This window comes from Streptomyces olivaceus (genome assembly GCF_000721235.1).
In the GTDB taxonomy this organism is placed as follows: Bacteria; Actinomycetota; Actinomycetes; order Streptomycetales; family Streptomycetaceae; genus Streptomyces; species Streptomyces olivaceus.
On the sequence record NZ_JOFH01000029.1, the window covers coordinates 1 to 24,304 of the forward strand.

Consider the following 24,304-nt stretch of genomic DNA (forward strand, 5'->3'; position numbering starts at 1 on the left):
CAATGGCTGCATACCTACAATCACCACCGCGGACACACCGCGCTGAAAGGGCAACCACCCGCCAGCCGCGTCCCCAACCTCACAGGGCAATACAGCTAGTCCGCGATTGCAACGCCGATGGGGCGGTCACCCGGATTCGGGTGACCGCCCCATCGGCGTTGCGTGGTGCGCCCCGCAAGGGGCGCGGGGAACTGCGCGACCAGCCACGGACGGCCCGCAGCCGCATACGGCCGCAGCCCGGACGAACGGTCCGCGCAGTCCCCGGCGCTACAAGCGGAGCGCTTACTTGCCCTTGGCGGCTTCCTTCAGCTTGGAGCCCGCGGAGACCTTGACGCTGTAGCCGGCCGGGATCTGGATCGGCTCGCCGGTCTGCGGGTTGCGGGCGGTGCGAGCGGCACGGTGGGTGCGCTCGAAGGTCAGGAAGCCGGGGATCGTGACCTTCTCGTCGCCCTTGGAAACGATGTCGCCGACAACCTCGGCGAACGCGGCCAGCACGGCGTCGGCGTCCTTGCGGGTCACCTCGGCGCGGTCGGCCAGCGCGGCCACCAGCTCACTGCGGTTCATGTTGTTACTCCCGTGTTCTTCTTGCCGTTGAGGCGTGCCACGCGGCGGAGCCGCATGATGGGCACAGCGATGCCGATGCTGCCAGGGACCTCTGACACTCCCCGGACCCGGGTCGGTCCTCAGACCCTCGCGCCCAGGGAGGCATCCTGCCTCCACCTGCGGCGGTAAAGCCAATCCGGCACCCCCAGGAGTCGTGAGAACACCCTTGGGAGTCACACGCCGAGAGGGCCTGAGCCTTGCGCCACACTAGAGGGCGATCCGAGGCCCGTCGTCCCGCGACGCGCCGGAGGAGCGGCCCGCCGTGGTGATCCTCACCACCACGCCACAGGCCGTCTTCCCCCGTACGCGGAACCTACGCCACCACTCCGGCGGCCTTCGCCGCCTCCCGCACGGCGCCCGCGACGGCACCGGCGACCTTGTCGTTGAAGACGCTCGGAATGATGTAGTTCGGGTTGATCTCGTCCTCGGTCACCACGTCCGCGAGGGCGTGCGCGGCGGCGAGCATCATCTCGGTGTTGACCGTGCGGGACTGGGCGTCCAGCAGGCCGCGGAAGACACCCGGGAAGACCAGCACGTTGTTGATCTGGTTGGGGAAGTCGCTGCGGCCGGTGGCGACGACCGCGGCCGTCTCGCGGGCCACGGCCGGGTCCACCTCGGGGTCCGGGTTCGCGAGCGCGAACACGATCGCACCGTCCGCCATGGCGGCCACGTCCGCGCCGTCCAGGACGTTCGGGGCGGAGACGCCGATGAACACGTCCGCGCCGTGCACGGCCTCCTTGAGGGTGCCGGTGAGGCCCTCGGGGTTGGTGTTGTCGGCGATCCAGCGCAGCGCGGACTCCGGCGCGGCGTCGACCAGGTCGGCGCGACCGGCGTGCACGACGCCGTGGATGTCGGCGACGACGGCGTTCTTCACACCGGCGGCGAGCAGCAGCTTGAGGATGGCCGTACCGGCCGCGCCGGCGCCGGACATGACGACCCGTACGTTCTCGATGCCCTTGCCCACCACGCGCAGGGCGTTGGTCAGGGCGGCGAGGACGACGATCGCGGTGCCGTGCTGGTCGTCGTGGAAGACGGGGATGTCGAGGGCCTCGCGCAGCCGGGCCTCGATCTCGAAGCAGCGCGGCGCGGAGATGTCCTCCAGGTTGATGCCGGCGAAGCCCGGGGCGATGGCCTTGACGATCTCGACGATCGCGTCGGTGTCCTGGGTGTCCAGGCAGATCGGCCAGGCGTCGATGCCGGCGAAGCGCTTGAACAGGGCCGCCTTGCCCTCCATCACCGGCAGCGCGGCCTTCGGACCGATGTTGCCGAGGCCCAGCACGGCGGAACCGTCCGTCACGACCGCAACGGAGTTGCGCTTGATGGTGAGGCGGCGGGCGTCCTCGGGGTTCTCGGCGATCGCCATGCAGACGCGGGCCACGCCGGGCGTGTAGACCATGGACAGGTCGTCGCGGTTGCGGATGGGGTGCTTGGACGCCATCTCGATCTTGCCGCCGAGGTGCATCAGGAAGGTACGGTCCGAGACCTTGCCCAGGCTGACGCCCTCTACGCCGCGCAGCTGTTCGACGATCTCGTCGGCGTGTGCGGTCGAGCCGGCCGCGATGGTGACGTCGATGCGGAGCTTGTCGTGGCCGGAGGCCGTGACGTCGAGGCCGGTGACCGAGCCTCCGGAGGATTCCACGGCCGTGGTGAGCTGCGATACGGCGGTTCCGCCCGCGGGCACCTCCAGCCTGACCGTCATCGAGTAGGAGACGCTGGGCGCCGTTGCCATGGCCGACTTCCTCTGCTTTCACCGTGTAACTGGGTTGTGCCGTCCGATCGTCGCACCTACCACCGAGTACGCGGTAGCCGCCCCGGATTGCGAACTTTATGTTCGCGCCCGCTTTCGGAAAACTTCTTCCACCATACGAGAAACGGCTTGTCGAGGGAAGAGGGCACCCGCCGAAAAGGGGCGTGCGTGCCGCGTTCCGGGGGATGTCGCGGGGGCGGTCCGGAGAGATACCTGCGGGACGGGAATTGCCTTGCGGGGATCGTTTGTTACCTTGGATGTGGCACCGGCTCGATCCAAGCCCCCGGGCCCAACCATCGTCGCTACGAGCGACCACTTGCCGCGAGGCGAGCATGGCGGGTCGGTGCCACTTGACTGATCGCGGGAGGCCCGCGCCGGACGACGGCGCGGGCCTCCCGTGCGTCCGCGGCGCCCCGGGGCTCGTGTCCCCACTCCCGCGGGTCCGCCCGCGGGACCGGGCCCGCAGGCGGCCCGCGGCTCGCCTCAGTCCCGCAGCAGGTCCGGCACTCCCCCGGCGTCCGGCTCGTCCCGCTCGCCGGAGACGACGGTGAGCTGCTGGGTGGCCCGGGTCAGGGCGACATACAGCACGCGCAGGCCCGCGGGCGACTCGTCGGCGATCTCGGCCGGGGAGACGACGACCGTGGCGTCGTACTCCAGGCCCTTGGCCTCCAGGCTGCCCAGCGCCACCACCCGGTCGCCGAGCCCGGCGAGCCGGCGCCGGAACTCCTCGCGCCGGTTCATGGCGACGACGACGCCGACGGTGCCGTCGACCAGGCCGAGGAGGCGGGCGGCCTCCGCACGGGCGGTGTCGGCCAGGGAGTCCCGGACGACGGCGAAGCGCGGCCGGACGCCGGTCGAGCGGACGGCGGACGGTGACCGCGAGCCGGGCATGGCGAGGGCGAGCACCTTCGCGGCCAGCTCGGCGATCTCGGCCGGGTTGCGGTAGTTCACGGTCAGCTCGAAGCGGCGCCGCGGGCGGGTGCCCAGGGCCTCGTCGCGGGCGGCGGCCGCCTCGTCGGGGTCGGACCAGGAGGACTGGGCCGGGTCGCCGACGACCGTCCAGGTGGCGTGCCGGCCGCGGCGGCCCACCATCCGCCACTGCATGGGCGTCAGGTCCTGGGCCTCGTCGACGATGACGTGCGCGTACTCGGTGCGTTCCTGGGCGAGGCGCTCGGCGCGCTCCCACTGGGTCTCCTCGCGCTGCGGCATCAGCTCCTCCAGGCCGGTGAGCTGGTCCAGCGGGTCCGCCTCGCGCCGCTTGCGGGGGCGGGCCGGGGTACCGACGATCGCCTGCAGCTCGTCGAGCAGGGCGACGTCGTGCACGGAGTACCCCGCGCGCCGCAGCGAACGGGCCACCTTGCGGACCTCCCCCGGGTTCAGGACGCGCCGGGCCCAGCGGCCGAGGCGCCGCTCGTCCGCCATGGCCGCCAGCACGGCCCCCGGGGTCAGCTCCGGCCACCAGGCGTCCAGGAACTCCGTGAAGGGGTCCTCGGCGCTGACGTCCTCGTCGAAGGAGGAGCGCAGCTCGGCGGCGAGCTCGGGGTCGGTGTGCCGGGCACCGGCGCCGGACTTCTCCCACAGGGCGTCCAGGAGCAGCCGGCGGGCGCGGGGGCGCAGCAGGTTGACGGGCGCGGTGCCGCCGAGGACGGTGCGGCGGATGCCGGCCAGTTCCTCGGCCTCCAGTTCGAGGCGGCGGCCGAAGGCGACGACCCTCAGCAGGGTCGGCGAGTCGGCGGGCTCCAGCGCCCCGCGCGCGGCCTTGCGCAGCACCGGCAGCATGCGGGACGAGCCCTTGACGCGGGCGGTCGCCGGGGAGTCGTACAGCGTGGCGCCCTCGCCCGCCGCGTCGTCGGCCAGCGAGCCGATCGCGCGGATGGCGACCTGCCCCTCCTCGCCGAGGGAGGGCAGCACGCCCTCGGTGTACGCCACGAGCAGCGGCGTCGGCGAGACGATGAGGATGCCGCCCGCGTACCGGCGCCGGTCCTGGTAGAGCAGGTACGCCGCCCGGTGCAGGGCGACGGCGGTCTTGCCGGTGCCGGGGCCGCCCTCGACGTACGTCACGGAGGCGGCGGGGGCGCGGATCACCCGGTCCTGCTCGGCCTGGATGGAGGCCACGATGTCCCGCATGGAGTGCGTACGGGCCTGTCCGAGGGCTGCCATCAGGGCGCCGTCACCGACGACGGCCAGCTCCTCGCCGTCCAGGCGGGCCGTGATCTCGGGCCGCATCAGGTCGTCCTCGACGCCGAGGACGCGCCGGCCCTTGGAGCGGATCACCCGGCGGCGTACGACGCGGCCCGGGTCGACCGGTGTGGACCGGTAGAAGGGGGCCGCGGCGGGGGCCCGCCAGTCGATGACCAGCGGGGCGTAGTCCGCGTCCAGGACGCCGATGCGGCCGATGTGCAGGGTCTCGGCGATCTCGGCGGTGCGGTCGGGCCCGAGGGCGCCCTCGGCGGGCTCGACCGCCGTGTACGCGCCGTCCGGGCCCTTCTTGCCGTCCTTGCCGAGGAGCAGGTCGATGCGGCCGAACAGGAAGTCCTCGAACTCGTTGTTCAGGCGGTTGAGGTGGATGCCGGCCCGGAAGACCTGCGCGTCGCGCTCGGCCAGGGCACCGGGCGTGCCGACGTGGCCGCGCTGGGCGGCGTCGTGCATGAGGAACTCCGCCTCGTGGATCTTCTCCTCGAGGCGGCGGTACACCCGGTCCAGGTGTGCCTGTTCCAGACCGATCTCCCGGTCCCGTACGGAGTCCTCGCGTACGGGGTCCTCCGGTCCGGAGTCGTGCACCGGGTCGACCGCTGAGTCCTGACGTGCCTGTGCGGCCACCTGGCCCCCTTCTGACGTGCTGGGCAGCCGTCAAAAATACGCGAAGGGGGCCGCGGAAGCCACGCCGCGACTACGCGTCCACCTCCACCAGCCGCTTGCCGTCGAAGGTCATGACCTCGAAGTGGGAGATCTGGTTGGGCTCGAAGGCGGCGCCGCCGTGCACGTAGAGCGGCTTCTTGGCCTTCTCCGTGGTGGCGTCCGGTATGCCGTACCCCCACTCCGGGACCGTCCAGGAGTTGAGGGTCTCCCGCTCGCCGTTCTTGCCGACGGCGACCAGGGAGCACTTCTGGGGGCCCTTGACGTTCTTCAGCTCCAGGACCGCCTCCGTGCCCCAGGCCTTCTTCTCCAGCGCCACGGTCGCGCTGACCTCGGTGGACGGGTCGGTGGCGGTGACCCGGTCGGGCATGGCGGCGAACGCCGACTCGGCGGGGGTGCCGGTCTGCTGCTGGGAGGCCTCGGTCTTCTTGCCGCCGCCGTCGTCGCTGCCGCCCGTGGTCGCCACGGCGGCGAAGGGGCCGCCGATGATCAGCGCGGCGGCGGTGCCCACCAGGTAGAAGTTGCGGCGGCGCTTGCCCGCGCGGCGCTCGGCGACCTCGTCCACCAGCTTCTCCGACAGGCGCGGGCTCGGCTTGGTGGTGAGCGACTCGGCGATCGCGGGTGTGCCGGTGCCCGGCAGGTCCGCGAGGGCGGCCATCATCGACTCCATGCCGGCCAGCTCGTCGAGTTGCTGGGCGCACCACTCGCAGGTGGCGAGGTGCGCCTCGAAGGCCGTCGCCTCCGCGTCGTCGAGGATCCCGAGGGCATAGGCGCCGACGGTCTCGTGCTCGTTCGGCGCCGGTGATCCCTGCATGGGGACAGAATTACCCGTATCCCCCGGACCGAATCCCTGAACTCCCCCGTAGCCGCTCATCACGCCGTCACCCCCCGCTCCTCCAGTGCCAGTTTCATCGAACGCAGGGCGTAGAACACCCGGGAGCGCACGGTGCCGCTGGGTATGCCCAGTGTCTGCGCCGCCTCATTGACGGTACGCCCCTTGAAGTACGTCTCGACGAGGACTTCCCGGTGGGCCGGGGTCAGGTCGTCGAGCGCGTCCGAAAGCGTCATCAGCCACAGCGCCTTGTCGATCTCGTCCTCCGCGGGGATGACCTCCAGCGGCGACGGATCGACCTCCTGCGGCCGGGCCTGCCGGCTGCGGTGGCCGTCGATGACGATGCGCCGGGCGACCGTCACCAGCCAGGGGCGTACCGATCCGGTCGCACGGTTGAGCTGACCGGCGTTCTTCCAGGCACGGATGAGCGTCTCCTGGACGACGTCCTCGGCGCGTTGCCGGTCCCCCGCGACCAGCCGCAGCACGTACGCCAGCAAGGGGCCGGCGTGCTCGCGGTAGAGCGCGCGCATCAGCTCCTCGTCGGGTTCCGAGGACGATTGGGACATGCGATGTCGGGCCCTGGCACCACGTTCACTGGCCACGACGGAATCCTTGCGCACGCCCACCTCCGGTGTCCGGGGGATCCCCCAGTTGGTCGCTCGCCCATTCGGTACGGGCGCGAAGTGCGGGGCGTTCAAAGTGAGATGACAGTTTTCTCGCGGACGGTTCACCGAGCGGGACATGGCGGCACATACCCGCCCCTACCTCTTCACGTTTTCCCCACACGGGGCGCGCCGCCGGTCCGCGGCGCGGTTCAGCGGGCGAGGGCCGCGCGGCGGCGGTGCCTGGCGACCCGCTCGCGGTTGCCGCAGATCTCGCTGGAGCACCAGCGGCGGCGCCGGCCGCGGGAGGTGTCCACGTACACGATGGGGCAGTTGTCGCCCGCGCACTGCCGCAGGCTCGCCCGCGCGACCGGGTCGGTGAGGAGGTCCACGGCGTCCCGGGCGAGGGCGCCGAGCAGCGCCGCGCACGGTGGCGGCCCGGTCAGCTCCCGCACCAGCGCGCCGTCCCGGCCGGGCACCGCGCGCGGGGCCGGGGGCGCGGCGCGGGCGAGGTCGTTGACGCGGGCGAGCGCGAGGTCGTACGGGCCGGTGTGCGGGGGCGGCCGGTCGCGCACCAACCGCCCGGTCGCGCACCGCAGTTCGCGGAAGGCGGTGAGCCAGGCCGGGTCGGCGTGGGCCAGCGGGGTGCCGGGCGGGACGAGGCCGGCGCCGGTGATCCAGGCGCGCAGCGCCGCCACGGAGTCGAGGCGTTCGACGGGATGGGTGGTGGCGAGGAGGTCCAGGCAGCTCCGCCCGGTGTCGAAGCGCAGCTCGTACGGGTCGGTGGTCGTGCCCGGTGCCAAGTTCGCCATGTTCCTGTCACCACCTGGGCTTGCCCGCGGCCGAGGGGGTACGCGGGCCGGGGTACGGGCTGGGAGGGGAGAACGGGTGGACCGCTCCCTCTACAGTGCCTGCCCGCTCCGACGCCCGGAACCCCTCGTACCGCTCCCGGGCCACTCCGGGCCACTCCGGGCCACTCCCGGGCCGCTCCCGGACTCAGCCGCCCGCGCCGCCGGCGCCCCCGGCCGTGTCGTCCGTGTCGGTGTACTTGGCGTCCGTCGCCGGGTCCAGGGCGAGGCGGTAGCCGCGTTTGACCACCGTCTGGATCAGCTTCGGCGCGCCGAGGGACGTGCGCAGGCGGGCCATCGCGGTCTCCACGGCGTGTTCGTCGCGGCCGGTGCCCGGCAGGGCGCGCAGCAGCTCCGCGCGGGGCACGACCCAGCCCGGCCGCCTGGCCAGCGCCCGCAGCAGGGACATGCCGGCGGGCGGCACGGCCCGAAGCTCCCCGTCGACGAGCACCGCGTGCCCCCGGATCTCCAGCCGGTACCCGGCGACCGGCAGGGCGCGGGCGCGGGCCGGGAGTTCCCGGCACAGCAGCTGGACGAGGGGGCCGAGCCGGAAGCGTTCGGGCTGGACCGTGTCGACGCCGCGGGCCTGCAGCGGCACCGCGGTGACCGGTCCGACGCAGGCGGGCAGCACGTCGTGGCCGAACGCGGCGAGCAGCTCGGGCAGCATGCCGCGCTCCTCGGCGCGGCCCAGCAGGGACACCGCGGCGGGCGCGCTGGTGAACGTCAGGGCGTCCACGCCCCGCGACACGGCGGCGTCCAGCATCCGGTCCACCGGGCCGATGTCCTCAGGCGGCAGCCACCGGTACACCGGCACACCCACGACCTCGGCGCCGCCCTGCCGCAGCGCCTCCACGAACCCCGGCAGCGGCTCACCGTGCAGCTGTACGGCGATCCGGCGGCCCTCGACGCCCTGCTCCAGGAGCCGGTCGAGCACCTCGGCCATGGACTCGGACGACGGCGACCAGCGCTCGGTCAGTCCGGCCGCCCGCACCGCGCCCTTGACCTTGGGCCCGCGCGCCAGCAGCTCCACCCCGCGCAGCCGCGCCAGGAGGTCGTCACCGAGCCCCCAGCCCTCGGCGGCCTCGATCCAGCCCCGGAACCCGATGGCGGTGGTGGCGACGACGACGTCCGGTGCCTGCTCGACGATCCGCTTGGTCGCGGCCATCAGCTCGCTGTCGTCGGCGAGCGGCACGATCCGCAGCGCGGGGGCGTGCAGGACGACGGCGCCGCGCCGCTGGAGCAGCGCGCCGAGTTCGTCGGCCCGCCGGGCGGCGGTCACGCCCACGGTGAACCCGGCCAGCGGCCCGTGGCCGGACGGCCGCCGTACGTCGTCCACACCGCCGTCCGCGCCGCCCGTGCCGTCCGCGCCCTTCACGCCGTCCACGTCGTCCATCGCTCGCCGCGCTCCGATCCGTTGGCACCCACGCGCACAGTCATGTGCACACAGGCCTGTGCACCGTCACGTGCCGACCGAGCCTGTCAACGGTGCGTGACAGGCTCGGTTCCGCATCATGTCACCCGTGTTACGTCACACCTCGGCGTGGCTGAGCTGCGCCTTCGGCTCCGCCCCTGCCGCCGGGCCCGCCGCCGGACGGGTGACCGGACGCCGAAGGTATACCGCCCACGTCACCGCGTAACACACGGCGTAGAAGACCAGGAAGGCGACGAAGGCGCCGGTGCCCGAGCCGAGGGAGAGGAAGGACTGCCGGAAGGCGAGGTTGATGGCGACGCCGCCGAGCGCGCCCGCCGCGCCGATCAGTCCCATGGACGCCCCGGAGAGCCGCCGCCCGTACGCCACGGCCGCCTCGCCGGTCAGGCCCTTGCCGAGCGCCTTGTTCTGGAAGATCCCGGGGATCATCTTGAACGTCGACCCGTTGCCGAGCCCGGTGAGCACGAACAGCACCACGAACGCCGCGACGAACAGCGCGAGCGACTCCGCCGTGCTCGCCGCGACGAGGACGGCGGTGGCGGCGGCCATGGCGACGAAGTTCCACAGCGTGATCCGCGCGCCGCCGTACCGGTCGGCGAGCCTGCCCCCCAGCGGCCGGATCAGCGAGCCGAGCAGCGGGCCGATGAAGGTCAGGTAGGCCGCCTGCAGCGGGGTCCGCCCGAACTGGGTGGTCAGCACCTGACCGAAGGCGAAGCTGTACCCGATGAACGAGCCGAACGTCCCGACGTACAGCACGGACATGATCCAGGTGTGGGCGTCGCGGGCGGCGTCCTTGGCGGCGCCGGTGTCGTTCTTCACGGAGGCCAGGTTGTCCATGAAGCGGGCGGCGAGGACGGCGGCCACCAGGATCAGCGGGATGTAGATGCCCAGCAGCACCCGCGGCCCGCCGTTGGCCCCGATGATCGCGAGTGCGGCCAGCTGGATGACCGGCACGCCGACGTTGCCGCCCCCGGCGTTCAGACCGAGCGCCCAGCCCTTCTTCCTGAGCGGGAAGAAGGCGTTGATGTTGGTCATGGAGGAGGCGAAGTTGCCGCCGCCGATGCCGGCCAGCAGCCCGACGAGGAGGAAGGTCGAGAAGGACGTCCCCGGCTCCATGACGGCGAAGGCCGCGACGGTCGGCACGAGCAGCAGCCCGGCGGAGACGATCGTCCAGTTCCGCCCGCCGAAGACGGCCACGGCGAAGGTGTACGGCACCCGCACGACCGCGCCGACCAGCGTCACCACCGAGGTCAGCAGGAACTTGTCGGCCGGCGTCAGCCCGTACTCGGGCCCCATGAAGAGCACCAGCACGGACCACAGCGTCCAGACCGAGAAGCCGATGTGCTCGGAGAGCACGGAGAAGAACAGGTTCCGCCGGGCGGTGCGCTCCCCCGTCTCCTTCCAGAAGGTCTCGTCCTCCGGATCCCAGTGCTCGATCCAGCGGCCGCCAGGGAAAGTCATGACGCCTCCACGGTGCTCCACAGCTCGGTCGTTCCGAAGGTCGTCCCGAAGGTAGGGAGGACGCGTTTCGGGCCGGTGGGGCTGTGGATGACCACGAGGGAACGTTGCTCTCACCCGGCACCGGCGCGGGATGAGAGGTCGCGCCGGTCAGCCCTGCGGGTACGGGGGCTGCTGCGGCTGCCAGTGCGGGTTCTGCTGGGGAGGGGGCTGCTGCGGGGCGTACGGCTGCTGGGCCTGCGGCGGGTACGGCGGCTGCGCCTGGGGCGCCGGGTACCCCTGCGGCTGCTGCGGGGCGTACGGCTGCTGCTGCGGGTACGGCTGGTGCGGCGGGGCGTACGCCCCCTGCGGCTGGGGAGCGTACGGGGCGGACGCCGGCGGCTGCGCGTATCCGGCGGGCGTCGGCGGCTGTCCGTATCCGCCGCCGGGTGCCGGCTGTGCGTACCCCCCGGGTGCCGCGTAACCGCCCGGTGCCGCGGCGCCGAACGGGTTGCCGTGGCCCGGGAACTGCCCGCCGGGCGGCAGGTACCGCACCCGCCCCGTCTCGTCGGCCGCCGCCACGAACCCGGCCGCCTGCAGACGGGCCGCGAACTTCTCGTTGCGCGCCCGTGTGACGAGGAACCCGACGCCCACGAGCACCATGACGACGACCCAGAAGATGCCGGCCATGACGAAGTCCTCGGACTCGCCTCCCGCGCGGACGCCGAGCACGGCGCAGCCGACGGTGGCGCCGAGTACGGCGAACCCCATCCGCTTCTGGGCGTTCTTGCCGGTGAGGTCGAAGTTGATCCGCGCCTTGAGCAGTTCGAAGGCGTCCGGCACGAGCGGCGGCAGCGAGACGCCGTCGCCCGCGTTCGGGTACTGCGCCCAGTTCTGCGCGGCCCGGCTCCGGGCCTGCGGGCTGGGATCGGGCACCAGCAGCATGGTGAGCGAGCCGTTGGTCCCGCCGCCCTGCCGCGCGTCGGCGTACTCGTACCCGAACTGCTGGGCCGTGAAGGCGAGTTTGGCGAGCTTCTTCACGGACGCCATCGGGCTGGTGAGCTGGACCGGCTCCCCGCTCGCCATCAGCCCCAGCATCTTCTGCGTCTGCCGCCTGCTCATCCCGCTGCTCCCCCCGACCGGCTCACGCCACCCTGTTCACGTACGCAACCGAGGCAGTCTCGCACGGCGCGGCGAGGGCCGTCAGCCCCGGTGCGCGGCACGGCTCCCGGGTTGTCCCCGCGCCGGGCGCTTCGTGCCGTTCGGCCACAGCCGCGGCCCGCGCTTCGCCGCGAGGTCCTCGATCCAGCCGACCGCGAGCACCGCCAGGGCGATGAGGGGCCAGACCAGGGCGAACATCCAGATCGTGTACGAGCTGTCGATGGCGTGCATACCCCGTTCGCTCTGCAGGAACGGGACCCGGTACAGCAGGTCGACGAACGGGACGGTCGCCATGATCAGCAGGTTGTGCCACAGGTAGATGGTGACCGCGCGGTTGTTGGAGAGCGTCACCAGCTTGTCCCACTTCGCCAGCCGGCCCGGGAGTTCCCGCCAGGACGGGGAGTACTGGAGCAGGATCACGACGAACCCGAACGACCAGGCGGCCTGGGCGAGCGGGATGTCGTTCAGGTCCCAGCCGTCGTCGCCCTGGTGGCCCGAGGCCCACCAGAGGCCGAAGGCCATCACGAGCGCCGCGCACGAGACGGAGACGTACCTCGGGACCTGCTTCAGCATGCCGTCGTGGTGGGCGAAGCCCAGGACCCAGCAGCCGCCGTAGACCGCGAAGTCACTGATCGCGTGGCCGGTCTCGCCGGGGATCGTCACCAGGCCGGTGCCGACGACCGCCGTGAGACCGAGCGGGGCGAGCAGCGTGGGCCAGGGCGCGCGGCGGAACGCCCACAGCAGCAGCGGTGAGGCGATGACGAACCACAGGTAGGCGCGCAGGTACCACAGCGGCCCCACCGCCTGGTCGGCCCAGGAGCCCTCCAGCCAGTCCAGCGGGGCGCCCGCCTCCCAGGGGTAGGGCGGCGCACCGATCGGCACGAGGTAGTTGAAGAGCTTGACCAGGCCCCAGGCGCCGCCGCCCTGGTCGGGGTCGTCGCCCGGATTCCAGCCGCCGGCGAACAGCAGCGTCAGCGCGAGCGCCGAGAACGCCCACACGGGCGGCAGCAGCCGCCGGACCCGGCCGCGGATGACGCTCCACGCGGGGCGCTTCAGCGAGCGTGCCATCAGCGAGCCCGCGAGCGCGAACATCACGCCCATCGACGGGAACAGGATCGAGAGCCAGGCCCAGCCGAAGAGGTGGTACACCACGACGCGGACCAGCGCGATCGACCGCAGCAGGTCCAGGTACCGGTCGCGGCCGGGCTTCCCGGCGGCCGGAGCGGGCCCGGCCGCCGGCCCGGCTCCGGGTCCGGCATCCGACACGGAGCTTTGTCCGGCTTCGGGCACGGGGCCCTGTCCGGCTTCGGGCACGGGGGCGGCCGTGCGCTGCTGGGGGAAGTCGTACGGCGCTCCCGCGCTCGCGCCCGGGGTGGGCGCGTAAGGGTGGCCGTACGGGCCGGCCGGCTCCGGGTCCGCGCCCGGTCCGGTCGTGTAACCGTGGGTCATGCCACGGGCCTCCGATCGTCGCTGCTCCGCGAGCGCTGGCGCGGCACGGAGCCGCCGGGCGCCTCGACGACACCGGTGCGCCGCAGCTTCTGCCAGCGCAGCCGGCCGCCGGTGAGCGCGGTGATCCAGGACTGGAGCAGCACCACGTACATGAGTTGGCGGTAGAGGATCTGCTGCAGGGGCAGCGAGATCAGATGGGTCATGCGTTCGCGGTCGAGGCGGAAGGCGTACGCCGCGCAGACCGCCTGGATGGCGAGGACGCCCAGCCACGCCACGACCGTCTTCTCGGTCGGCCCGAAGACGATGCCGTAGAGCAGGAACACGTCGATCAGCGGGGCCAGGAGCGGGGCCAGGACCATGAAGAGGGAGACGAAGGGCAGGCCCACGCGGCCGAAGCGGCCCGAGTGGCCCTTCTCGATCACCGCGCGGCGGTGCTTCCAGATGGCCTGCATGGTGCCGTACGACCAGCGGTAGCGCTGGGACCACAGCTGCTGGACGGTCTCGGGGGCCTCGGTCCAGGCGCGGGCGTTCTCGGCGTAGACCACGCGCCAGCCGGCCCGGTGCAGCGCCATGGTGACGTCGGTGTCCTCGGCGAGCGTGTCGTCGCTCATGCCGCCGATGGGCTCCAGGGCGGAGCGGCGGAAGGCGCCGACCGCGCCGGGGATGGTCGGCATGCAGCCGAGGACGTCGTACATCCGGCGGTCCAGGTTGAAGCCCATCACGTACTCGATGTGCTGCCAGGCACCGATGAGGCTGTCCTTGTTGCCGACCTTCGCGTTGCCGGCCACGGCGCCCACCTTCGGGTCGCCGAAGGGCTGGACGAGTTCCCGGACGGTGGACGGCTCGAAGACGGTGTCGCCGTCCATCATCACGATGATGTCGTGACGGGCGTTCGCCAGGCCGCGGTTGAGCGCCGCCGGCTTGCCCGCGTTGAGCTGGCGGATCACCCGGACGCCCGGCAGCCCCAGGCCCTCCACGATCCGGGCGGTGCCGTCGGTGGAACCGTCGTCGATGACGATCACCTCCACCGGATGGTCGCTCGCCACCAGCGAACGCACCGTGTTCTCGATGCACTTGGCCTCGTTGTACGCCGGGACGAGCACCGTCACCGGTTCGGTGACCGTCCGTCCCCAGCTGAAGCGCTTGCGGCGGACCCGGCGGGCATGGACGCCGGAGAGGAGCAGCATCAGGCCGAAGCGGCCGATGACCAGGGTACCGATCACCGCCAGGCCCACCACCAGGACGTCGGTGATCTTCTCCGAGGCCTGAACCAGGAAGACCCACGCCTTGCCCTTCCACAGTTCGGCGCCGGTCACCGGCGACATGGCGCTGGGCATCTCCAGGGCCTCGGTGAGGTTGTCGAACTCGTAGCCCTTCTCCTTCAGCCCCGGCAGGAACTCGTCCAGGGCCTGCACGGTCTGGTGGCGGTCGCCGCCGGAGTCGTGCATCAGGACGATGGCACCCTTGCCGCCGTGCGGCGTGGCGCGGCGGATGATCTCGCGGACGCCGGGCTTCTTCCAGTCCTCGCTGTCGGTGTTGTTGACGACGGTGATGTAACCGCGGCTGCCTATGTACTCGGTGACCGGCCAGGACTTGTTGTCCATGGCGTCGGCGAAGGAGGAGTACGGCGGACGGAACAGCGAGGTGCGGACACCGGCCGCGCCGGTGATCGCCAGCTGGTTCTGCGACAGCTCCCAGTCGATGCGCTTCGTGGACTGGAAGGACAGGTCGGGGTGGTTGAAGGTGTGCAGGCCCACCTCGTGGCCCTCGTCGACCATGCGCTTGACGAGGTCCGGGTAGCGGGAGGCCATGGTGCCGGTGACGAAGAAGACCGCGTGCGCGTCGTGCTTCTTCAGCACGTCGAGGACGCGCGGCGTCCAGGTCGGGTCCGGGCCGTCGTCGAAGGTGAGGACGAGCCGGTGGTCGGGCACGCTCAGGCCCTCGGTGCGGCCGCCGCGGACGTCGATGACCGGGCCGCCCTCGAGGATCTTCTCCGGCACCTTGTCGGTGGCGGCGGGCGGCTGGACGCGGTGGTCGGCCAGGATCTCGCTGTGCACGTAGCCGCGCAGCATGAGCATCGCCGCCAGGGCGACCAGGACGAGCAGCGGGAGCAGCAGGCGCAACGGCAGGCGTCGGCGGAGGCCGCCACGGGCGCTGCGCGCGGCCCCGTGACGGCGGGTGCGGGATGCCATCAGAGGGTGTTCTCCGGGGACAGGGAAAGGGACTGGTCGCTGACGCCGTTGGCGTTGGTGCCGCCCGCGCCGGCGTCGGTGCCGGTGGGGTCGCCGGTGGGCGCGGTCGGGTCGGTCGAGGCGTCGCCGTCGCCCGTGGGGGCGGACGGTCCGGTGGAGCCCGGCTGCTCCGACGACGACTGCCCCGGGTCGGGGTCGGTCCTGCCGGTGCCGGCGCTGCCGCCGGGGTCCGGGTCGGTGCCCCCGGCCGCCGGGGACTCGGGGCCGGTACTGGTACCGGGCTGCCCGGTGGCTCCGCCGGTCGCGCCGGACGTACCGGCCGCGGGGGTGTCGGAGCCCGGCGCGGTCGTCACGCCGGTGCTCGCGGAGGGGTCGTCGGCCGGCGCGGTGGCGGTGCCGGTGGCGGAGGGCTGCGCCGACTCCGAGGGCAGCGGGGTGGTGTCGACCTGGCCGGCCGGCTTGCCCTCCTCCTGACCGGGGACGGGCAGCCAGGGCGCGTCGGAGTTGCCGGAGAGCAGCGTGGAGACGATGACGACGGCGTAGACCGCGCAGGCGATGCCGACGAGGATGCCGAGGCGGCGGTAGAGGCGGCTGCGGCGGCCGGAGGAGTCGACGAAGACCGGGCCGTCGGAGGCCTCCGGGCCGGCCTTGCCCTTGCGGTGGCCGCTGTCGGCCCGGCGGATCACTCCGTCGCCCAGCTGGACGGCGTCGAGCTGGACCGTCACCTCGTGCGGGTCGTGGGTGTGGTCACCGGCGTCGGCGCCGGCGTCCTCGTTCGCGCCCGGGTCCTGCTGCCAGGGGTCGCGCAGGGGGGCGGTGCCGGGGCCGGCCGTGGGGATGACACGTGTGGGCGACGCCGAGGCGACCGGTGCGACCGGTGCGACCGAGGGGAGCACGTCCGTGCGGTCGCCCTCCGGGGGGACCGGGGGGACGTGAGAGTCCTGGGGGGCCTGACGGGTCTGACGGGTCTGACGGGTCTGACGGGTCTGACGGGTCTGACGGGCCAGGGAGACCTGGGGCAGTACGTCCGTACGGTCGGCGTCCGGAGCGGCGCTGACGCCGGTGGCGGCAACTGCGGCGGTCGCGGCGCTCCCGACGGAGGAGCCGGTCCCGGCCGGGAGTATCTCGGTGCGGTCGGTCGCGGCCGGGAGTACCTCGGTGCGGTCGCCTGCGGTCGGGGCGGCGTTCGGGACGCGGCCGTCCTGGCTCGGGACCGGCCGCGTCGGGGCGGACTGGCTCGGCGCGGGCCGGCCCGGGGCGGAATCGCGAGGTGCCGCCGTCCCGTTCGGGTCGCTTTGCTGCGGTATACGCCGACGCGAGGCATCCTGCCCCGGCTGCCGCGGTATGAACCGGTCCGCGGCGGCGCCCGGTTGGCCGGGTCGATCCGCCCCCGCACCGGCCCGGTCGGTCTGTCCCCACGTTATGCGGCCCCGGGCCATCGGGTCGGGAGCCGCGTGCCGGGGACGGGTCGCGTGGCCGGCGGACGCGGGGGTTCCGGTATCGACTGCTCCCCCGACGCCCCAGCCTGCCGCGTCGCGGTCGCCGCGAGGGTCGTGGTGGTCGCGGTCGTCGCCTATTCGGGAGCCGTGGGCTTCCGTCTCGTCCGCGTCGGGAACGGCGTGACGGCGCGTGGGACGACCCGGACTCCCGAACCACCCGGCGCCGTCCGCCCCGGACTCCGCCCCGGCACCGGTTCCGGAGGAGCCACCGGACGGCGTTCCGCTCATCGGGGGCTCCCCTGCGGGGAAGGCACGGGTCGCCGGGAACGCATCGGTGACGTCGGCATCCTGTCTTGCCTCCGGGAGATCACGAGCCCCGGACTCGGCTGCGAGCCACTCCGGTTGGGCGTCTTTTTGCCATTTCTTCACGCGCGCGCACTTCCCCCCACGGAACACTTCCGGGTGCGCATACGACTCCGAGCACCCGTCGGCCGAACCGCCCCTCACCTGGTTCGAGCGCCCCCTGTATCACACCGTGCTCAGGGAGAGAATGTAGCGCACGCGGAGGTTGTGTGGTGGCCGCGTGTCATTTGTGGACGGACATCACAGCCGCGTCGGTGGCCGGAATCCACCCCCCGGCGGGGAACCTGAGCCAGCTCTTTTCGGCCGCGACCTGGGAAGTCGCCAGGCGCAGCACCTCCAGGGCGGGATGCACCAGCCCCTTTCGCCAGACCAGGGAGACCGGCGACAGCGGCACGGGATCGACGAGCGGACGCACCACGGTGGAGGCCATGGCCGGAAAGCTCACCACGGCCAGGATCGGGTTGCGCGTCTTGTCCATGATCCGCTGGAACTCCTCCTCTCCGACCGCCAGCGGAAGGGGTGGCGCCACGTCGATGCCCCGTCCCTCGAACAGGCGATGCGCGAGGTCCGTCCACTCCGGCGTGCGCGGGTTGCCCGCCCCGGCGTACACCGTCTCACCGGCGAGTGCGGAGAGCGGCACCTCGGTGAGCCGGGCCAGCGGGTGGTCCTCGGGCAGTACGACCGCCATGGGTTCGTAGCGCACCGGCTGGTGGCGGAGCCCGGCCCGCAGCGCGGGGGCGAGCCCCGCGAACCGGCCGAGGGAGGCGTCGAGGCGGCCCGCGAGGAGTTCGGCGGCGGCGTGGGCCAGCCCGCTCTCGTACCGCGCCATCAGCTCCAGCTCGGGCGCGAGTTCGCGGGCCCGCTCCAGCACCAGGCGGCCGGTGACCAGTCCCGGGGAGTTGAGGTCGACCAGCAGGGGGCGGGCCTGCCCGAAGGCGGCCAGGAGGTCGTCCTGCGCCTGGAGGACGCCGCGGGCGTACGGCAGCAGGCGCTCGCCGTCGGCGGTGAGGGTCACCTGCCGGGTGGTCCGGAGGAACAACTCCGCGCCCAGTTCCCGCTCCAGGCGCCGCACGTCCCGGCTGAGCGCCTGCTGAGCGACGTACAGCCGGGCGGCGGCGCGGGTGAAGTGCAGGTCCTCGGCGACGGTGACGAAGGCGCGCAGGAGGCGGGGGTCGAGGTGGGCAGGCGCGGGCATCCGGCGAACTTACAACGCAGGTGTGTGAATGGCGAGGGAGCAGGTGTTGGACCCCTCGGCCGCTGCGGGAGGACGGTGAACGCATGCCGCAACCGATTCCCGCCCACTCCTCCCGCACCCCCAGCCGCTCCGCCCTCTCTGCTCCCTCCCGCCCCTCCCTGCCCTTCCGTCCCTCCCGGCCCTTGCCGACCCATGCGACGTCCACCCCGGCGCACACCCCGGTCCTCACCGTCACCGCCGACGCCCTGGTCGTCGCCGACTTCGGCCCCCGCACCCGGCGCCCGCGTCGGCCGCCCGGCCCGTACCGGCGGCTGCTCGCCACGCCCGGCGCGCGGGCGTTCACGGCAGGGAACCTCCTGGCCCGGCTCCCGGCGGGCATGTTCAGCGTCAGCGCGGTGGTGATGATCGCCGGCACCCGCGGCTCGTACGCCCTCGCGGGTGCCGTCACCGCCACCGGGCTGGCGGCGACGGCGCTGGCCGCTCCGTGGACCGCGCGGCTCGTGGACCGGTACGGCCAGGCCAGAGCGGCGCTGCCCGCCACCCTGGTCGCCGCCCTGGGCTCGCTCGCGCTGCTGCTGTGCGTGCGCTGGGACGCGCCCGCCTGGACCCTCTTCGCCGCGTACGCCGCCACCGCGACGACGCCCAACACCGGCGGCATGGCCCGCGCCCGCTGGGCGCACCTGCTGAAGGGCGACTCGGGGGCGCTGCACACCGCGAACTCCTTCGAGCAGGCCATGGACGAGCTCTGCTTCATGCTCGGGCCGGTCCTCGCGGCGTTCCTGTGCACGGGGCTGTTCCCAGAGGCGGGCACGCTCGTCGCCGTGGTGCTGCTGGTGACCGGCATGCTGCTGTTCACCGCGCAGCGCTCGACCGAGCCGCCGGCCCGGCCCCGGCCGAACGCGAAGGCACCTCTCAGGACTCCCGGCATCCCGGCGCTGCTGGTGGTGTGCCTGGCGACGGGCGGCGTGTTCGGTGCCACGGAGGTCGTCACGATCGCGTTCGCGGACGCACAGGGACACCGCGCGGTGGCCGGTGCGGTCCTCGCCCTCCAGGCGGCGGGTTCGTGTGCGGCGGGACTGCTGTACGGCGCGCTGAAGCCGGCCGGCCCGGCCGCCCGGCGACTGCCGTGGTGTGTCGCGGCGATGGCGGCCCTGCTGACGCTGCCCCTGCTCGCGGCGTCCCTCAGCGGCTCGCTGCCGCTGCTGGCGCTCACCCTGCTGGTCGCCGGGATGGCGACGGCCCCGACGATGGTGACCACGATGACGCTGGTCCAGCAGCGCACCCCGCGGGACCGGCTGAACGAGGGGATGACCCTGGCGGTGACCGGCCTGCTCGGCGGCATCGCCTGCGGCAGCGCGGCGGGCGGCTGGACCGTGGAGCACGTTTCCCCCGCGGCGGCCTACGCCATCCCGGTCACGGCGGCCGCGACAGCTCTGCTCCTCGCCCTGCCTTCCCCGCGGACGCCCCGGCACAGCCTCCGGGACGCCGCTCACCGGCACTGACCGGCACGGACCGCCCGGCGGACACGCACGCAGACCCCTTGGCGCGGCGGGCCTGGGGGTCCGGGCCTCCGGGGGTGCGGGTGGCGCAGCCCCCGCCTCGCGCGGCGCAGCCGCACAAAAACATCGAGGGCGACGTGGCTCGCGCTGTACGCGAGCACACGTCGCCCTCGACCTCGTGGAGATGGCGGGAATCGAACCCGCGTCCAACGGTGCGGAATCAGGGCTTCTCCGTGTGCAGTCCGCTTCGATTTTCTCAGCCCCGGAGATCACGCGGACAAGTCTCCGACGGGCTCAGTCACTGTTTGGTTTCCCTCTTCACCCCGTGACCGGGATCAAGGTTTAGTCCCCTAGCTGATGCCAGGATCCGGGTCGGGAACAGCCCCGGGCTGACACTCCCGTAGTAGGAGGCTCGCTCTGCTACCTGAGATCAGGCAGCGAGGGCGAAGGCCTGCTGGGAGGAATCGCGCTTGGTGTTGGCGATTATTTTTTTCGGCCTGTGGTTTACGAGATCATGGCCGCTTCCTCGACACGCTTCCCCTGCTTCGACAGCCGCTGTCGAAACCGATCATCCCCATGTTGATTTTTCAAACCCTCCGAGGAGGGTGCCTGCGCCTGCTGTGAGGCACAGGTGCCATCGTACGTGACCAACGCACGGACGTGCCAGCCTGTTCCCGCGGCCCGGCGCTCGGCTCAGGCCCGCTGCTTGCGGCGGATCGCGGAGATCGTCCGCTCCGCCTCGCGGCGGTCCTGCTTCTCCCTGAGCGTCTGGCGCTTGTCGTACTCCTTCTTGCCGCGCGCCAGCGCGATCTCGATCTTGGCTCGGCCGTCCTTGAAGTACAGGGCCAGCGGCACGATCGTGTGCCCGGTCTCCTGGGACTTCGCCTCCAGCTTGTCGATCTCCACGCGGTGCAGCAGCAGCTTCCGCTTGCGCCGGGCGCTGTGGTTGGTCCAGGTCCCCTGGCTGTACTCCGGCACGTGCACGTTGTGCAGCCACGCCTCGTGCCCGTCAAGCTGCACGAAGCCGTCGGCCAGCGACGCCCGCCCCTGGCGCAGCGACTTCACCTCGGTCCCGGACAGGACGAGACCCGCCTCGTAGGTGTCGAGGATCTGGTAGTCGTGCCGCGCCTTCTTGTTCTGCGCGATCAGCTTGCGCCCTTTTTCCTTAGCCATAGTGCGGTCCATTTTGGCACTACGGAGGGGTCCCGCGGAAAGCCGATTACGCGTACCGCGTGCCCGCGCCGACGCCCCCTAGCGTCCCAGTCCGCTCAGGACCGTCCGCGCCCGCTCCAGGGTGGCCGGGTCCGCCGGGTCGACCTCCAGGTCCGGCGTGATGCCCTTGCCGTCGACGCCGCGGCCGGAGGGCGTGCGGTAGTGGCCGACGGTCAGCTCGGCCACCGAGCCGCCGGGCAGCGTGCTCGGCATCTGGACCGAGCCCTTGCCGAAGGTGCGGGAGCCCAGGACCACCGCCCGGCCCCGGTCCTGGAGGGCACCGGTGAGCAGCTCGGCCGCGCTCATCGTGCCGCCGTCGACGAGCGCGACCAGGGGTCTGGCGGTGTCGCCGCCGGATGCGGCGTGCAGGGCCCGCTGGTCGCCGTCGACGTCGTACGTGGCGACCAGGCCGCCGTCGAGGAAGGCGGAGGCGGCCGTGACCGCCTCGGTGACCAGGCCGCCGGAGTTGCCGCGCAGGTCGAGGACGACGCCGGTGCCGGACGGCACCCGCGCGGCGGCCTCGCGCACCCGCGCGCCGACGCCCTTGGTGAAGGAGGCGACCCGGACGACGGTGACGCCGTCGGCGAGCGTGCGCACGGTCACGGAGTCCGCGGAGAGCCTGGCCCGGCGCACGGTCTCGGTCCACGCGCGCGTGCCGCGCTCCAGGCCGAGCCGGACGGCGGTGCCGGCGGGCGCGGACTCGGCGTCGCCGCGCAGTATGGAGACGACCTCGGTGACGGGCCGCCCGTCGACCTCCTCGCCGTCGACGCTGCGCAGCCGGTCGCCCTCGCGGATCCCGGCGTCGGCGGCCGGTGAGCCGGAACGCACCTCGGTCACCTCGATACCGCCGTCGCGCTCGCGGCGGGCGGAGATCCCGACGCCGGTGTACCGGCCGTCGAGGGCGTCCTCCAACTCCTCGTACTCGCCCCTGGAGTAGACGGCGCCCCACCGGTCGCCGCTGCGGCTGACGGCGCGCTCGGCGGCCTCCATCGGGGACTTGCCGTCGGCCATCGCCCGGGCGGCGGCCCGGGCCACGTCCTCGTGCCGGTCCGGGTCACCGGCCGGAGCGGCCGAACGGACCGGTTCCGGCTCGGACTTGCGGTCGGTCCCGGAGAACGATCCCGTGGCCGCGCCCGTGGCAAGGACGCTCGCGAACACCAAGGTCAGGGCGGCCCCGTGGCGTACGCGGCGGGGCTGACAGAACGGGTCACGGCCTGACATGCCGGTGAGTCTAGGACAACGCAAGGGGGCCGGACGGTCGCTTGACCGTTCGGCCCCCTTGGTATGTGTCACACCTTCAGGTACTTGCGCAACGCGAAGAACGCCGCCAACGCGGGCATCAGCAGACTCGTGGCCAGGATGAGCGGCAGCTTCGTCAAGACGGCGTCCCAGCCGATGAAGTTGATCAGGTTCAACTTCTCGGACAGGGCGAGTCCGTGGTCGATGATGAAGTATCTGGCGACCACAAGGAAGCCGCAGGCGACACCACCGCCGATGAGCCCGGCGACGGCCGCCTCCATGATGAACGGCGCCTGGATGTAGAAGCCGGAGGCGCCGACCAGGCGCATGATGCCGGTCTCGCGCCGCCGGCTGAACGCCGAGACGCGCACCGTGTTGACGATCAGCATCAGGGCGACGACCAGCATGAGCGCCATCACCGCGCGGGCGGCCCAGTTCATGCCGTTGAGGAGCCCGAAGAGGTTGTCCAGGATGCCCTTCTGGTCCTGCACGGACTGCACGCCCTCGCGGCCGTCGAAGGCGGTCGCGATGACCTGGTACTTCTCCGGGTCCGTCAGCTTGATCCGGTACGACTCCTGCATCTGGTCCGGCGTGAGGGAGCTGGCCAGCGGCGAGTCGCCGAACTGCTCCTTGTAGTGCTTGTACGCCTCGTCCTGCGACTCGTACGTGACCTTGTCGACGACGGCCATCTCGTCGAGGTCCGACATGACCTGCTTCTTCTGGTCCGCGGTCACCGCGCCCTTGGCGCAGTTGGGGTCGGACTCCGCGTCGCTCTTGTTGCAGAGGAAGACCGACACGTTGACCTTGTCGTACCAGTAGCCCTTCATGGTGTTGACCTGGTCGCTCATCAGCAGCGAACCACCGAACAGGGCCAGGGACAGGGCGACCGAGACGATGACCGCGAAGGTCATCGTCAGATTGCGGCGAAGACCGACACCGATCTCCGAGACTACGAACTGGGCGCGCATGGGCGTCTCGTTAAGCCTTTCGTTCCTCGTCGTCGCTGCTCGTCAGTGCTGGTAGCCGTAGACACCGCGGGTCTGGTCGCGGACGAGGCGGCCCTTTTCCAGCTCGATGACGCGCTTGCGCATCTGGTCCACGATGTTCTGGTCGTGGGTGGCCATGATCACGGTGGTGCCCGTCCGGTTGATGCGGTCGAGCAGCTTCATGATGCCGACGGAGGTCTGCGGGTCGAGGTTGCCGGTGGGCTCGTCGGCGATCAGCAGCTTGGGCCGGTTGACGAAGGCGCGCGCGATGGCGACGCGCTGCTGCTCACCGCCGGACAGCTCACCGGGCCTGCGGTCCTCCTTGCCGCCGAGTCCGACGAGGTCGAGCACCTGGGGCACGGACTTGCGGATCTCGCCGCGGGACTTGCCGATGACCTCCTGGGCGAAGGCGACGTTCTCGCCGACCGTCTTGTTCGGCAGCAGGCGGAAGTCCTGGAACACCGTCCCCAGCTGGCGCCGCATCTGCGGCACCTTCCAGTTGGACAGGCGGGCGAGGTCCTTGCCCAGGACGTGCACCTGCCCGTGGGTGCAGCGCTCCTCGCGCAGGATCAGCCGCAGGAAGGTGGACTTTCCGGAGCCGGAGGATCCCACGAGGAAGACGAACTCGCCCTTCTCGAGCTCCAGGGAGACATCCCTGAGTGCGGGGTGGCTCTGTTTGGGGTAGACCTTGGAGACGTTGTCGAATCGGATCACGGATGCACCACGGGTCGCCGGGGGTAGATGTGCGTGACCATACGCGAACCGGGGAGCCGACCGCAGTCACCGGTCGGGGTTGCGCATCAGTTGCGCGTTTTGTCCCCGCCTGGAGGGCGAGCGGGGCCCCACGGAACCTGGCACAGTGGAAGGGGGAACGTTCGCGTCGCCGCGGGCGTTGTTCATACGGAGCCGGTGGCAAGGAGGGCGAGCGCATGACGTACGACCGGTTGGTGTGCGCGAACTGTGCGGCGCCCGTCAGTGAGGGCCGGTGCCCGGTGTGCCGGGCGAACCGCGAGCGGATGCAGCAGGAGAGCTTCTTCGCCGGGCTGAATCCCGTGACGCTGGTCGCCCTGCTCGCGATGCTGGTCGCCGCGGTGGCCCTGCTGGCCCACCAGACCGCCTGAGGGCACCGGAAGCACCCACGAGACCGCCCGAGGGGCGGGAAGCGGCCTCCAGGGGCGCGGAGACGTGCCGTACGCGGCCGCCGAGGACGCCGAG

The 24,304-nt window shown here is 72.3% G+C and carries 19 protein-coding genes and 1 other RNA gene; 2 read left to right on the forward strand and 18 right to left on the reverse strand.

Going from position 1 to position 24,304, the window contains the following annotated elements:
• Positions 1-282: 282 nt before the first annotated feature.
• The 13 genes from IG94_RS0128505 to IG94_RS0128565 form a co-directional block, all read right to left on the reverse strand.
• Positions 283-564 (reverse strand): HU family DNA-binding protein, encoded by a 282-nt coding sequence (locus tag IG94_RS0128505; RefSeq protein ID WP_003950507.1) that lies wholly within the window; start codon positions 562-564, stop codon positions 283-285.
• 352 nt (positions 565-916) lie between these two features.
• Positions 917-2,332, reverse strand: a complete 1,416-nt coding sequence (locus IG94_RS0128510) for an NAD-dependent malic enzyme (protein WP_031043384.1) — start codon at positions 2,330-2,332, stop codon at positions 917-919.
• Between the two features lie 501 nt (positions 2,333-2,833).
• Entirely contained in the window at positions 2,834-5,170 is a 2,337-nt protein-coding gene (locus tag IG94_RS0128515; protein ID WP_031043388.1) for a HelD family protein, read from the reverse strand.
• Between the two features lie 70 nt (positions 5,171-5,240).
• On the reverse strand, positions 5,241-6,020 hold the full coding sequence (locus tag IG94_RS0128520) for a zf-HC2 domain-containing protein (RefSeq protein WP_031043390.1): 780 nt from the start codon (positions 6,018-6,020) through the stop codon (positions 5,241-5,243).
• A gap of 59 nt (positions 6,021-6,079) precedes the next feature.
• Positions 6,080-6,604, reverse strand: coding sequence for a sigma-70 family RNA polymerase sigma factor (locus tag IG94_RS0128525; RefSeq protein ID WP_007450155.1), 525 nt, complete (start codon positions 6,602-6,604; stop codon positions 6,080-6,082).
• A gap of 248 nt (positions 6,605-6,852) precedes the next feature.
• A complete protein-coding gene (locus tag IG94_RS0128530) occupies positions 6,853-7,443 on the reverse strand; it encodes a CGNR zinc finger domain-containing protein (RefSeq protein WP_031043397.1) in 591 nt (196 codons plus the stop codon).
• Positions 7,444-7,636: 193 nt separating this feature from the next.
• On the reverse strand, positions 7,637-8,881 hold the full coding sequence (locus IG94_RS0128535) for a uroporphyrinogen-III synthase (protein ID WP_107060715.1): 1,245 nt from the start codon (positions 8,879-8,881) through the stop codon (positions 7,637-7,639).
• A 135-nt stretch (positions 8,882-9,016) separates the two neighbouring features.
• Positions 9,017-10,378 (reverse strand): MFS transporter, encoded by a 1,362-nt coding sequence (locus IG94_RS0128540; protein ID WP_031043402.1) that lies wholly within the window; start codon positions 10,376-10,378, stop codon positions 9,017-9,019.
• Between the two features lie 147 nt (positions 10,379-10,525).
• Positions 10,526-11,476 (reverse strand): hypothetical protein, encoded by a 951-nt coding sequence (locus tag IG94_RS0128545; protein ID WP_031043405.1) that lies wholly within the window; start codon positions 11,474-11,476, stop codon positions 10,526-10,528.
• Positions 11,477-11,557: 81 nt separating this feature from the next.
• Positions 11,558-12,964 (reverse strand): acyltransferase family protein, encoded by a 1,407-nt coding sequence (locus IG94_RS0128550; RefSeq protein ID WP_031043408.1) that lies wholly within the window; start codon positions 12,962-12,964, stop codon positions 11,558-11,560.
• The gene (locus tag IG94_RS0128555; protein WP_031043412.1) at positions 12,961-15,156 is read right to left on the reverse strand and encodes a bifunctional polysaccharide deacetylase/glycosyltransferase family 2 protein; all 2,196 of its coding nucleotides are present in this window, start codon (positions 15,154-15,156) and stop codon (positions 12,961-12,963) included. Before IG94_RS0128555 ends, IG94_RS0128550 begins: the two co-directional genes overlap by 4 nt.
• Positions 15,156-16,052, reverse strand: coding sequence for a hypothetical protein (locus IG94_RS0128560; protein WP_224326635.1), 897 nt, complete (start codon positions 16,050-16,052; stop codon positions 15,156-15,158). The genes IG94_RS0128555 and IG94_RS0128560 overlap by 1 nt, the downstream gene beginning before the upstream one ends.
• Before the next feature lie 1,129 nt (positions 16,053-17,181).
• Positions 17,182-18,153, reverse strand: a complete 972-nt coding sequence (locus IG94_RS0128565; protein ID WP_031043415.1) for a LysR family transcriptional regulator — start codon at positions 18,151-18,153, stop codon at positions 17,182-17,184.
• 83 nt (positions 18,154-18,236) lie between these two features.
• Here IG94_RS0128565 and IG94_RS0128570 point away from each other — a divergent pair, with 83 nt between their 5' ends.
• Positions 18,237-19,655, forward strand: coding sequence for an MFS transporter (locus IG94_RS0128570; RefSeq protein WP_169752398.1), 1,419 nt, complete (start codon positions 18,237-18,239; stop codon positions 19,653-19,655).
• A gap of 173 nt (positions 19,656-19,828) precedes the next feature.
• Here IG94_RS0128570 and ssrA read toward each other — a convergent pair.
• The 5 genes from ssrA to ftsE form a co-directional block, all read right to left on the reverse strand.
• Positions 19,829-20,228, reverse strand: a transfer-messenger RNA (tmRNA) gene (gene ssrA, locus IG94_RS39990).
• A gap of 117 nt (positions 20,229-20,345) precedes the next feature.
• Positions 20,346-20,825, reverse strand: a complete 480-nt coding sequence (gene smpB, locus IG94_RS0128575) for an SsrA-binding protein SmpB (protein WP_031043421.1) — start codon at positions 20,823-20,825, stop codon at positions 20,346-20,348.
• A 78-nt stretch (positions 20,826-20,903) separates the two neighbouring features.
• Positions 20,904-22,085 (reverse strand): S41 family peptidase, encoded by a 1,182-nt coding sequence (locus IG94_RS0128580; protein WP_211269699.1) that lies wholly within the window; start codon positions 22,083-22,085, stop codon positions 20,904-20,906.
• Positions 22,086-22,153: 68 nt separating this feature from the next.
• Complete coding sequence (gene ftsX, locus IG94_RS0128585; RefSeq protein WP_031043430.1) at positions 22,154-23,071, reverse strand: permease-like cell division protein FtsX; 918 nt, start codon at positions 23,069-23,071, stop codon at positions 22,154-22,156.
• Between the two features lie 42 nt (positions 23,072-23,113).
• The gene (gene ftsE, locus IG94_RS0128590) at positions 23,114-23,803 is read right to left on the reverse strand and encodes a cell division ATP-binding protein FtsE (RefSeq protein ID WP_031043433.1); all 690 of its coding nucleotides are present in this window, start codon (positions 23,801-23,803) and stop codon (positions 23,114-23,116) included.
• Positions 23,804-24,018: 215 nt separating this feature from the next.
• On the opposite strand from ftsE, the gene IG94_RS0128595 reads away from it, so the two are divergent.
• Entirely contained in the window at positions 24,019-24,210 is a 192-nt protein-coding gene (locus tag IG94_RS0128595; protein ID WP_031043437.1) for a hypothetical protein, read from the forward strand.
• Positions 24,211-24,304: the final 94 nt, after the last annotated feature.